The organism is Sutterella seckii (genome assembly GCF_009183815.1).
Lineage (GTDB): Bacteria > Pseudomonadota > Gammaproteobacteria > Burkholderiales > Burkholderiaceae_F > Sutterella > Sutterella seckii.
Window position 1 is genome coordinate 1 of the sequence record NZ_WEHX01000080.1, and the last position, 11,502, is coordinate 11,502.

The window sequence follows — 11,502 nt, forward strand, 5'->3', positions numbered from 1 at the left end:
GTTGCTCGTGAAGCTCTATCAGGCACGTAGCTCAGTTGGTTAGAGCATCACCTTGACATGGTGGGGGTCGTTGGTTCGAATCCAATCGTGCCTACCAGATAAGCTTCAGAGAGACGAGAAAGCCGGACACAGGGAACCGGCGGTAAAGAACATGAAAGCTTGCTTAGAGCGGACGCGTTCAATACAATCAACTCCTTGACAGGCACGTAGCTCAGTTGGTTAGAGCATCACCTTGACATGGTGGGGGTCGTTGGTTCGAATCCAATCGTGCCTACCAGAATATTTTTTGGGATTGCTGACGATGCCGTTAAATCAGATGGCTTTGCGAACAACAGCGCTCCGTCATTAAGATCGGGCGTGGGCGCATTGTTGTCAGCAGACTCAAAACAAAAGAAAGTGCGGCTCAGGTCCGCACTTTTTTTATGCCCGCAATTTTTGTGAGGATTCAAAAAATGGTAGTAGTCACTCTTCCAGACGGTTCCAAGCGCGAATATGCCGATGCCGTGACGGTCGGCGAAATCGCCGCCTCGATCGGTGCTGGTCTCGCCAAGGCTGCGCTTGCCGGCAAGGTTGACGGCAAGCTCGTGGACCTCTCGCACAAGGTCACCGCTGATGCCGCCGTGTCGATCATCACGGGCCGCGATCCGGAAGGTCTTGAGATCATTCGTCATTCGACCGCGCACCTGATGGCTCAGGCCGTCAAGGAACTCTTCCCGGAAGCGCAGGTGACGATCGGGCCGGCGATTGAAAACGGCTTCTACTACGACTTCTCCTATTCGCGTCCCTTCACGCCCGAAGATCTGCAGAAGATCGAGGAGCGCATGGACGAGCTCGTGAAGAAGAATATCCCCATCGTTCGCGAGGAAATGCCGAGGAACGAAGCGGTCGACTTCTTCAAGGCCCTGGGCGAACACTACAAGGCTGAGATCATCAGCTCGATCCCCGAAGGCGAAACGATTTCGCTCTACCGCCAGGGCGACTTCGTCGATCTCTGCCGCGGTCCTCACGTCCCGTCGACGGGCGTCCTCAAGGTGCACCGCCTCATGAAGGTTGCGGGCGCCTACTGGCGCGGCGACAGCAAGAACGAAATGCTGCAGCGCATCTACGGCACGGCCTGGGCGACGAAGGACGATCAGAAGGCCTACCTCAAGATGCTCGAAGAGGCTGAAAAGCGCGATCACCGCCGTCTCGGCCGCGAGCTCGACCTCTTCCACCTCCAGGACGAAGCCCCCGGCATGATCTTTTGGCATGCCCGCGGCTGGGCGCTCTGGCAGGTGATCGAGCAGTACATGCGCCGCGTCTACCAGGACAACGGCTACGATGAAGTGAAGGCGCCGCAGCTCCTCGACCGTTCCCTCTGGGAGCGCTCCGGCCACTGGGCGAAGTACCGCGAGAACATGTTCACGACCGAGTCGGAGAACCGCTACTACGCTCTGAAGCCGATGAACTGTCCGGGCCACATCCAGCTCTTCAATTCGAAGCTTCGCAGCTACCGCGATCTGCCGCTTCGCTTCGGCGAATTCGGTCAGTGCCACCGCAATGAGCCCTCTGGCGCTCTGCACGGCCTCATGCGCGTTCGCGGCTTCACGCAGGACGACGGCCACATCTTCTGCACCGAGGACCAGATCCTCGCCGAATGCGAGCACTTCACCGGTCTCGTTCAGAAGGTCTACGCCGACTTCGGCTTCAAGGAAATCGCCTACAAGGTTGCGACCCGCCCGGCCATGCGCATCGGCGAGGACGCCGTGTGGGACAAGGCTGAGCACGCCCTGATGTCGAGCCTTGACGCGCTCGGGATCAAGTACGAGATCCTCGAGGGCGAGGGCGCCTTCTACGGTCCCAAGATCGAATATCACCTCAAGGACTGCCTCGGCCGCTCCTGGCAGTGCGGTACGGTCCAGGTTGACTTCCAGATGCCGGGCCGCCTCGGCGCTGAATACGTCGCCGAAGACAACACCCGCAAGGTTCCGGTGATGCTCCACCGCGCCATTCTCGGTTCCCTCGAACGCTGGATCGGCATGCTGATCGAAGAGTTTGCGGGCGCCTTCCCGGTGTGGCTCGCACCGGTTCAGTGCGCTGTTGCGCCGATTACGGACGGTCAGGCTGAATACGCCAAGAGCGTTGCTGAGAAGCTCCACAATGCGCGCATCCGTGTTATCAGTGATTTGCGCGGTGAAAAGATCAACTATAAAATTCGCGAACTTAGCCTGCAAAAGATTCCGTACATTCTCGTCGTCGGCGAGAAGGAAGCTCAGGCTGGAACGGTTTCCGTGCGCATGCGCGGCGGCAAGGATCTCGGCGTGATGAGGGTGGAGGATTTCCTCAGCCGCATCCTCGCTGAGAACGAAAGCCGCGGCAGTGGTGAATAACCGACTGCCCGACGCACCAGCACTTCATTTTTCGGGAGAAGAGCCATAGCTCAAGATAGAAAGCATCGGATCAATGGTGAGATCCGAGTTCCTGAGGTCCGACTGACCGGCGTCGATGGCGCCCAGATCGGTATTGTCCGCACGTCCGAAGCCCTTCGCATGGCAGAGGACGCGGACGTTGATCTCGTCGAGGTTGCGCCCAATGCGGTGCCGCCTGTCTGCCGCCTGATGGATTACGGCAAGTTCCGTTATCAGGAGCAGAAGAAGGCCCAGGAAGCGAAGGCGAAGCAGAAGGTCGTGCAGATCAAGGAAGTGAAGTTCCGCCCGGCAACGGATGAGAACGACTTCCAGACGAAGCTGCGCAGCCTTGTGCGTTTTCTCTCCGACGGCGACAAGGCGAAGGTTACGCTGCGCTTCCGCGGCCGTGAAATGGCGCACCAGCAGTTCGGCGCCCAGCTCATGGACCGCGTTCGCGACGAACTCGCCGACGTGGCTCAGGTCGAACACGCACCGAAGCTCGAAGGCCGTCAGATGATCATGGTTCTCGCCCCGAAAAAGAAGCGCTGATTTTTCACCGTTTCGATTCAAAGTCGAGTAGAATCGCTGTCTTTCGCCGGTACGGTCTCATCGCCGTGCCGGCATAACAAGTAAGTCCGGGCTCAATGAAGCGTCTCTTCGGCATTGAAGGGAACGCCTGGGACTTATCTAAAAATAGAGGAACGGCAAATGCCGAAGATGAAGACCAAGCGCGCCGCTGCGAAGCGGTTCAAGCCGCGTGCCAGCGGCTCGATCAAGCGCGCCCACGCCACGAAGCGCCACATCCTTTCCCACCGCACGACGAAGAACAAGCGTCAGCTGCGCGGCATGGTCACGGTGCACGAGTCGGATATCAAGTCCGTCAAGCGCATGCTGCCCTACGCCTAATTAAAGAAAGGAGATAAAGATGCCTCGTGTGAAGCGTGGTGTGACGGCTCGTGCTCGTCATAAGAAGATTTTCACCCTCTCGAAGGGTTACCGTCTGCGCCGCAACAACGTTTTCCGTGTTGCCAAGCAGGCTGTCATGCGCGCCGGCCAGTACGCCTATCGCGACCGCCGCAACAAGAAGCGCGTTTTCCGTCGTCTGTGGATCGCCCGCATCAATGCCGGCACCCGCGCCAACGGCATGACCTACTCTGTGTTCATGAACGGCCTCAAGAAGGCCGGCATCGGTCTTGACCGCAAGGTCCTCGCCGACATGGCTGTGAGCGACAAGGAAGGCTTCGCCGCCCTCGTCGCCTCCGTCAAGAACGCCTGATAGAGGTCAGAGTCGCTGACTCGAAGGGATTTCCCTTCGAAGAACGATTCGTGAAGGAGATCCGGTTCCGGAAGGGGTTGGGTCTCTTTTTCTTTTTGGGTTACCCAAAAAGATTCCTGCATCTCTTTGCGGGCGACCTGCGTCCGGAATCCAGCATCGTAAACATCGGCTTTCAGCTTCGCGGAAGATCCTTTCCCGCCATCTTTTTTCAGCATTCTCAGAGGATTGCAGGTAGAATTCACCCTTTCAGCGCGAAGCGCCCGCGGATTCCCTGAAGGATGTCCGGCGCTTTGCATTATTCGGCTGCCCGCCTGAATGCCCGGTGAGAGACCGATGAAGGCTTTTTTCATCCTCCTCCATACCCCCCGGACTGCGCCCGGAAGCCGAACGTCAGGACGCAGACTGCCTTTTCCCCCCGGACGGAAGTTTTCCGGGAAGTGAATGGGCTCGATGCGTCCCTCAGATTTCAACGTTTTGGAATACAAAATGCAGGATCTTTCCGAACTCATCGAGTCCGCAAAGCGCGAATTCGCCGAGGCGGGGCAGGCTGCCGCGCTTGAGGACGCCAAGGCGCGCTACCTCGGCAAGACCGGCCGGCTCACCATGCTCATGAAGGAGCTGGGGAAGCTCGCTCCCGAAGAACGCCGTGCGCGCGGTCAGGAAATCAATCGCGCCAAGGCTCAGGTTGAAGAGGCGCTCAACGCCCGCCGCGAGGCTCTGGCCGACGAAGCTCTGAAGCAGAAGCTCGCCGCCGAATCGATCGACGTGACGCTCCCCGGGCGCGGCCGCTCCGAGGGCGGCATCCATCCGGTGATCCGCACCTGGATGCGCGTTGAGGAAATCTTCCGCTCGATCGGTTTTGATGTTGCCGACGGTCCGGAAATTGAAAGCGACTGGTTCAGCTTCACCGCGCTCAACAATCCCCCCAACCATCCGGCGCGCTCGATGCAGGATACGTTCTACGTCGACCGCAACGACGACGAGGGGCGTCCCCTCCCGCTTCGTCCGCATACGTCGCCCATGCAGGTGCGCTATGCCCGCACGCATCAGCCGCCCATCAAGGTGATCGCCCCGGGCCGCACCTACCGCGTCGACAGCGACGCGACCCACTCGCCCATGTTCCATCAGGTCGAAGGCCTCTGGATCGACGAGAACATCAGCTTTACCGACTTGAAGGGCGTCTACAGCGACTTCCTGCGCTGCTTCTTTGAAACGAACGACCTCATCGTCCGCTTCCGTCCGTCCTACTTCCCCTTCACCGAACCCTCGGTCGAAGTCGACATGATGTTCACGAGCGGTCCGCGCAAGGGCCGCTGGCTCGAGATTTCGGGCGCGGGCGAAGTGCACCCGAACGTGGTGCGCAACTACGGACTTGATCCCGAGAAGTACATCGGCTTTGCGTTCGGCTCCGGCCTTGAGCGCCTCACCATGCTGCGCTACGGCATCGACGATCTGCGCCTCTTCTTTGAGGGCGATCTGCGCTTCTTGAAGCAGTTCAACTGATAACGGCGGAGAGAGAAGAGAAAAATGATTTTCACTGAAGAATGGCTGCGCCAGTACGTCAATCCGGCGCTTTCGACCGATGAGCTCGCCGAAGCCCTTACGATGGCGGGCCTTGAGGTTGAGGAAGTCACGACCGCTGCTCCCGCCTTCACGGGCGTTGTAGTTGCCGAGGTCCTCACCTGCCGCGATCACGAGAATTCGGATCACCTCCATGTCTGCGAAGTCAATGCCGGCACCGGCGAGACGCTCCAGATCGTCTGCGGCGCTCCCAATGTGAAGGCCGGGATCAAGGTTGCCTGCGCCACGATCGGCGCGGTGCTCCCGGGCGACTTCCGCATCAAGAAGAGCAAGCTCCGCGGCGTGGTGTCGATGGGCATGCTCTGCTCGACGCGCGAACTCGGCATCAACGAGAACCACGACGGCATCTGGATCCTTCCGGACGACGCTCCGGTCGGCACCGACATCCGCGAATATGCGCGCCTTGACGACGCGAAGATTGAATTGAAGCTCACGCCGAACCGCGGCGATGCGCTTTCCGTCGTGGGCGTCGCCCGCGACGTGCACGCCATCACGGGCGCGCCCCTCATTCTTCCCTCGATGGCTCCGGTTCCCGCCACGTGCGAGTGCAGGCTCCCCGTCGAGATTCAGGCGCCCGACCTCTGCGGCCGCTTCTCGAGCCGCGTGATCAGGAACCTCAACCCGAAGGCGAAGACTCCGGAATGGATGAAGTCCCGCCTTGAGCGCGCCGGCCAGCGTTCGGTTTCGGCTCTGGTCGACATCTCGAACTACGTGATGCTCGAACTCGGCCGTCCGACGCACTTCTACGACATCAAGAAGTTGAACGCCGACCGCCTCACCGTGCGCTGGGCGCGCGACGGCGAATCCGTGAAGCTTCTGAACGGCGAAACGGTTGAGCTCACCCCCTGGTACGGCGTCATCTGCGCGGGCGACGAGCCCGAATGCCTCGCGGGCATCATGGGCGGCGACCGGTCGTCGATCAACGACGAAACGACGGACCTCTTCATCGAGTCCGCCTTCTGGTTCCCGAAGGCCATTCAGGGCCGCTGCAGGAAGCTCAACTTCTCGACCGATGCCGCCTACCGCTATGAACGCGGCGTCGACTATGCGAGCACCGCCGAGCACCTCGAATACATCACGCAGCTCGTTCTCGACATCTGCGGCACCCCCGAAACCAAGGTGGGTCCGGTCGAGGATGTGGTTGCGAACCTCCCCGAACGCGCTCCGGTCAAGATGCGCGTCGACCGCTGCTGCAAGGTGGTGGGCGTCGACATCCCGCTCGAATCGATGGAAGAGAGCTTCAAGCGCCTCGGCTTCGAATACACGCTCGAAAACGGCGTCTTCACGGTGGTTCCGCCTTCCTTCCGCTTCGACATTGAAATCGAAGAGGATCTGATTGAGGAAGTGGCCCGCCTCTGGGGCTACGAAAAGCTTCCGGACCGTCCGCCGCTCGCCCGCATCGCGATGAAGCCCTCCCGCGAGGAGCGCCGCTCCGCGCATGCGCTTCGCCTTGAAATGGCGGACCTCGGGTACCAGGAACTCATCAACTTCTCCTTCGTTCCCGAAGAATGGGAAGTCGCGTTCGCCGCGAACGAGAAGCCGATCCGACTCCTCAATCCGATCGCCTCGCAGCTCTCCGTCATGCGCACGCAATTGATCGGGGGCCTCGTCGACATCCTTCGCTACAACCTCAACCGCCGCGCTGAGCGCGTACGCGTCTTCGAGCTCGGCCGCGTCTTCTTCCCCGATACTTCTGTTGAGGAAGGTCCCTGGACGGTGAAGGGCGTGCGTCAGCCGCAGCACATCGCCGGCCTCGCCTACGGCACGGCCGATGATGCGCAGTGGGGCGTTCCTGCCCGCCGCGTCGACTTCTTCGACGTGAAGGGCGACGTCGAGCGCCTCATCCGCCCGCTCAAGGCCCGCTTCGTGAAGGAATCCTTCCCGGCCCTCCATCCGGGGCGTTCTGCCGGCATCTACGTCGGCGAGAAGCGCATCGGCTTCATCGGCGAACTCCATCCGCGCGTCATGCAGCAGTTCGACCTCACGCATGCGCCTGTGGTCTTCGAAGTCGCGGTCGACCCGCTCATGGAGCTCCCGCTCCCGGACTACAAGCCCGTGAGCAAGTTCCAGCCCGTCACGCGCGACTTGGCCGTGGTGGTTCCTGCCGACCTGGAGGTTCAGGTGCTCTTCGACGCGGTTGCCGCCGCGAAGAAGAAGGATCTGCGTCTTGCGCCCCTCACCGACTTCCGCCTCTTCGACCTCTATCGTCCGAAGGAAGGCGAGGGTGCGGGCGAGAAGTCGCTCGCCTTTGCGATCGAACTTAATTCGCGCACGGATGAGGCTCTGAACGACGAGCAGACGGAAGGCGCCGTCCGCGCTATTCTCGAAGTGCTCGAGGAAAAGGGCGCCCGCCTGCGTCAGTAATTCCGCTCCCGGTCCGTTCCTCAGTGGAGCGGACCGGCGCGAGCCCTAAGAAATTTCCATCGACAGAAAAGAAGACATATGAAAGATCAGGAAGAAAAACAGGACGATCAGGACATTCGCACGCTCAATAAGGCGAGCATTGCCGAAGCGCTGATCGCGCAGATTCCGGACCTTGATCGTCCGCATGCGAAGCTCATCGTCGAAACCTTCTTCGAACTCATCGCCGAGCACCTTGAAAAGGGCGACACGGTGAAGATCCCCGGTCTCGGCAATTTCTCCGTGCGCGACAAGGTTGCCCGTCCGGGCCGCAACCTGAAGACCGGCGAAACTGTGACCATCACCGAGCGCCGCGTCGTCACCTTCCATCCCTCGGGAACGCTCAACGCCCGCGTGACGACCAATTTGATTCCGCCGCAGGAACAGCCGCGCACCCGCCGCACGCGCGCCGTCCTCAAGGACAAGGAATAAGCGGACTCAACCTGAATTTGCTTTTTTCGAAATCTTCAGGTAATATTCCGCTTCTGTTCGGGGCGTAGCGCAGCCTGGTAGCGCACTTGCATGGGGTGCAAGGGGTCGCGAGTTCGAATCCCGCCGCCCCGACCAGAACAAATGAGGTCATCGAAAGATGGCCTTTTTTGTTATTTGCAGAAAATTTCTCAGACAGGTCAAGTCAAAAATCATTCTTTCTAAAGCATTCGTCGGAACGGCTGAAACTCCATTAGTTGAGTAGAGAGGAAGCGCGAAATAGCGCCCCTAACCGCACGTGCCCTATTAAGGCATACGGCTCTTCAGTTTAATGTCTGGTTACCCCATTACCAGATATTGACAGGCAAGAACGGATTTCTGATGTTCTTGCTCCACAGCTCCCCGAATTTCTCGATAGTGATGCGGTGCTTCTGACTCCGTCGCTTGAGCGTCCAGTAGAGACGCTTCTTTACGTACTTTACGTACCACCAGGAGGCCCGTACCGCCCTGTAGTTGCCGTTTACCCCGTAATAGTTGTAGTGCCCGATCAGCTTCCGATTCAGAATCGTAAGCGCATCTAAGGATAACTGATCCATGAAACCTGCCAGTTTTGGAAAATAGCCCAAGGGATAATCCTACTTTTCGAATTTGGGATACCGGTATACCATTTATCCGCATAAAACGATGAAGAAGCCTGAAAAAAGACTTCTAATATTGTGATGCATTCAGGAAAGGATTTGATAATGGAAAAGACCATTCTCAGCACGGAAAAGGCTCCTGCCGCCATCGGGCCGTATTCTCAGGGCATTGAGGCCGGCAATTTTGTGTTCTGTTCCGGCCAGCTGCCTATCAATCCGGCCACGGGTGAAAGGCCTGAAGACATCAAGGCTCAGACTGAAGCGTCGATTGCCAATGTCAAGGCGGTCCTTGAAGCGGCCGGCTCTTCCCTCTGCAAGGTTGTGAAGACAACTTGCTTCCTCGCCGACATCAGCGATTTTGCATCGTTCAATGAGGTTTATGCCAAGCATTTTCCTGCGAACGGTGCTCCGGCACGTTCGGCAGTAGGGATTGCCGCCCTTCCGAAGGGAGCCAAGGTCGAAATCGAGGCAATTGCGATTAAATAAGCTGGAATCCATCGCAAAAAGTTGATTCTGCGCCTGCTCCTTGACGCAGAACTCGTCCAAGCTCCTTTCTGTCCTCATCCGAGCGAAGACAGAGAGGAGCTTTTTTTCGTTTTTTGATACGAAAATCCATAAAAATCTGGAGGATGATTAACAAATTCAATCTAGGTTTTATCCACGACTCTGGACGAAAAGTAAGGGCTTCACAGGAGTAAGGGTTAGATCAAAAGTTCGGGCATTTCTACCTCTGCAGGGATAGTTTTCAGGGGTTTTTACTAGTGGACTACTGGCATACCAACATTCCAGAATACCTTTGCAGTTTGGAGAAACACTGCGCCCAGCGGGCCGCTTGAGTCGGGGGACTTGCCGCAGGTACCCCAGGCTGCCAGCCCCTTGAACCAATGATGCCGTTCGGCCATCCCGGAGTTCGGCGCAGGTGAAAGGGAGAAATCTCAACATACCTAACCTTCATCATTCACTGCTCTGCCCTTTACGGTATACCAGTATTCCAAGAGCTTTCCATCCAAAGAGACTCATATGAAAACGCTTGAACTGCAGTACCAGGATGTTTACGACCTCCTGCACAAGGCGTGCACCCGCATTTCGCCGGATGTACTTTATCTCATGAAGAACGCCGCCGCCAAGGAAACGAATGCGGAAGCGAAGACCTTCCTTGAGACGATGGTGAAGAACGTCGCTCTCGCAACCGAAACGGACAAGCCCGTCTGTCAGTCGCCGGGTTTTCCGACGGTTTGGATTCGCTGGGGCGAAGCCTTCCAGCCGAATCTCACGAACCTGATGAGCAATATCACGAAGTCCGTTCAGGAAGCGACGAAGGCGGGCTACATCCGCCCGTCGATTGTGCATCCGCTTACTCGTTTTAATCCGGGAGACTCCTCCGGCCGCGGCGTGCCCAACTATGAGCTTCGCTATCAGCCTGATCTTCCCTATGTGGAAATCATCGTGAGCGCGAAGGGCTGCGGCGCTGAACTTCCGAACGTTGCGAAGATTCTCACGCCGGCTACGCTCGGCAAGAACTATTCCGGCCTCAAGAAGCTCGTTCTCGACACCATTACCGGCAACAACGGCTTCATGGGCGCTCGCGGTTATCCGTGCCCGCCGTTCTCAATCGGCATCGGCCTCGGCGGCCAGATGGACGTTGCGGCCAAGCTTTCGCGCGAAGCGATTTCGACGCGCAGCTGGCTTGATCACAATCCCGATCCGCTCTTCGACGAACTCGAGCAGGAGCTGCTTGCCGACATCAACATGCTCGGCAACGGTCCTGCCGGCATCGGCGGTGATACGTCCGCGCTCGCTGTGAAGATTGACTGGGCGGCAACGCATACCGCAATCTGCCCGGTCGTCATCAACTTCCACTGCTGGGTTGCCCGCCGCTTCGGCCTGCGTTTCTATCCGGACGGCCGCACCGAAGAGCTCTTTCAGGTTGGAGAATAACGATGGCCACGTACGAACTTAATTTGCCCGTTGATGATGCCCAGATTGAAAAGCTCAAGGTGGGCGACATTATTTATCTGAACGGTCAGGTCTGCACCGCCCGCGACATGGCGCACCTTGAGATGCGCGCGCTCGTGGAAGCCGGCAAGCCGCTTCCCGAAGACATCCGCGGCGGCGCGATCTTCCACGCCGGTCCCGTGATGAAGAAAGATAAGGAAGGGAAGTGGTACCTCTCCGTTATCGGCCCGACCACTTCGATCCGCATGGAGCCGCATGCCGATTTTGTCGGCGCACAGGGCGTCAAGGTCATTATCGGCAAGGGCGGCATGGGTGAAGGCACCAAGGCTGCGCTGCAGAAGTACAAGCAGGTCTATGTTCAGGCCTGCCCGGGCTGCGCTGTTGTCCTGGCTGCCGGCATTGTCGGCACGAAGGAACCTCACTGGTTCGAGCACGGCATGCCCGAAGCGATGTGGCCGCTTCAGGCCAAGCACTTCGGTCCCTTCCTCGTCACGATGGATTCGCATGGTGCGAGCCGCTACGACGAAGTAAAGAAGCACGCTATTGAAGTTGAGGAAAAGATCCTCGACAAGCTCGGCTGCTGATTCCCTAAAAGTCTGTCCGGCCAGTTCTCCGGCTGGACTGTTTCCAGGCACGGCAGCAGCAGGATTTATCACTCCTAAAGTCCGGTTGCTGCCGCCTTTTTTAATTTTTCAGCCGGTCTCGTTCGTAAATCCCTCCTCCCGGAGGGGAGCCTTTATTAACAAAGGTATTTAATAGTTGACGGATGGTGCTGTGTGGCGCTTGGGGTCAAGCCGCCTGTGCATAGAGGGTACTCTCATTCGTAAAACAGGCG

General features: G+C 58.4%; 11 protein-coding genes and 3 tRNA genes. 13 read left to right on the forward strand and 1 reads right to left on the reverse strand.

Annotated features, from left to right (window positions below; all coding sequences use genetic code 11):
• Nucleotides 1-20 precede the first annotated feature (20 nt).
• The 10 genes from GBM95_RS09345 (at nucleotide 21) to GBM95_RS09390 (ending at nucleotide 8,211) form a co-directional block, all read left to right on the forward strand.
• Nucleotides 21-97: transfer RNA gene (locus tag GBM95_RS09345), tRNA-Val, on the forward strand.
• A gap of 103 nt (nucleotides 98-200) precedes the next feature.
• Nucleotides 201-277 (forward strand) — tRNA-Val (locus tag GBM95_RS09350).
• 175 nt (nucleotides 278-452) lie between these two features.
• Complete coding sequence (gene thrS / locus GBM95_RS09355) at nucleotides 453-2,369, forward strand: threonine--tRNA ligase (protein ID WP_152158859.1); 1,917 nt, start codon at nucleotides 453-455, stop codon at nucleotides 2,367-2,369.
• 45 nt (nucleotides 2,370-2,414) lie between these two features.
• The gene (infC, locus tag GBM95_RS09360; RefSeq protein ID WP_139687973.1) at nucleotides 2,415-2,936 is read left to right on the forward strand and encodes a translation initiation factor IF-3; all 522 of its coding nucleotides are present in this window, start codon (nucleotides 2,415-2,417) and stop codon (nucleotides 2,934-2,936) included.
• 159 nt (nucleotides 2,937-3,095) lie between these two features.
• Nucleotides 3,096-3,293 (forward strand): 50S ribosomal protein L35, encoded by a 198-nt coding sequence (rpmI, locus tag GBM95_RS09365; protein WP_139687972.1) that lies wholly within the window; start codon nucleotides 3,096-3,098, stop codon nucleotides 3,291-3,293.
• A gap of 19 nt (nucleotides 3,294-3,312) precedes the next feature.
• Nucleotides 3,313-3,663, forward strand: coding sequence for a 50S ribosomal protein L20 (gene rplT, locus GBM95_RS09370; protein ID WP_139687971.1), 351 nt, complete (start codon nucleotides 3,313-3,315; stop codon nucleotides 3,661-3,663).
• A 486-nt stretch (nucleotides 3,664-4,149) separates the two neighbouring features.
• Complete coding sequence (gene pheS / locus GBM95_RS09375) at nucleotides 4,150-5,166, forward strand: phenylalanine--tRNA ligase subunit alpha (RefSeq protein ID WP_139687970.1); 1,017 nt, start codon at nucleotides 4,150-4,152, stop codon at nucleotides 5,164-5,166.
• A gap of 24 nt (nucleotides 5,167-5,190) precedes the next feature.
• A complete protein-coding gene (pheT, locus tag GBM95_RS09380) occupies nucleotides 5,191-7,608 on the forward strand; it encodes a phenylalanine--tRNA ligase subunit beta (RefSeq protein WP_152158860.1) in 2,418 nt (805 codons plus the stop codon).
• Nucleotides 7,609-7,686: 78 nt separating this feature from the next.
• A complete protein-coding gene (locus tag GBM95_RS09385; protein ID WP_139687968.1) occupies nucleotides 7,687-8,076 on the forward strand; it encodes an integration host factor subunit alpha in 390 nt (129 codons plus the stop codon).
• Nucleotides 8,077-8,134: 58 nt separating this feature from the next.
• Nucleotides 8,135-8,211, forward strand: a tRNA-Pro gene (locus tag GBM95_RS09390).
• Between the two features lie 209 nt (nucleotides 8,212-8,420).
• On the opposite strand, the gene GBM95_RS09395 is transcribed toward GBM95_RS09390, so the two are convergent.
• Nucleotides 8,421-8,669 (reverse strand): hypothetical protein, encoded by a 249-nt coding sequence (locus GBM95_RS09395; RefSeq protein WP_152158861.1) that lies wholly within the window; start codon nucleotides 8,667-8,669, stop codon nucleotides 8,421-8,423.
• Nucleotides 8,670-8,816: 147 nt separating this feature from the next.
• Between GBM95_RS09395 and GBM95_RS09400 the strand changes: the two genes are divergently transcribed.
• From GBM95_RS09400 to GBM95_RS09410, 3 genes are all read left to right on the forward strand, one after another.
• Nucleotides 8,817-9,197: a RidA family protein gene (locus tag GBM95_RS09400; RefSeq protein ID WP_152158862.1), complete on the forward strand. Its 381-nt coding sequence runs from the start codon at nucleotides 8,817-8,819 to the stop codon at nucleotides 9,195-9,197.
• 534 nt (nucleotides 9,198-9,731) lie between these two features.
• The gene (locus GBM95_RS09405; protein WP_152158863.1) at nucleotides 9,732-10,649 is read left to right on the forward strand and encodes a fumarate hydratase; all 918 of its coding nucleotides are present in this window, start codon (nucleotides 9,732-9,734) and stop codon (nucleotides 10,647-10,649) included.
• Between the two features lie 2 nt (nucleotides 10,650-10,651).
• Nucleotides 10,652-11,251 (forward strand): FumA C-terminus/TtdB family hydratase beta subunit, encoded by a 600-nt coding sequence (locus GBM95_RS09410; RefSeq protein WP_152158864.1) that lies wholly within the window; start codon nucleotides 10,652-10,654, stop codon nucleotides 11,249-11,251.
• Nucleotides 11,252-11,502: the final 251 nt, after the last annotated feature.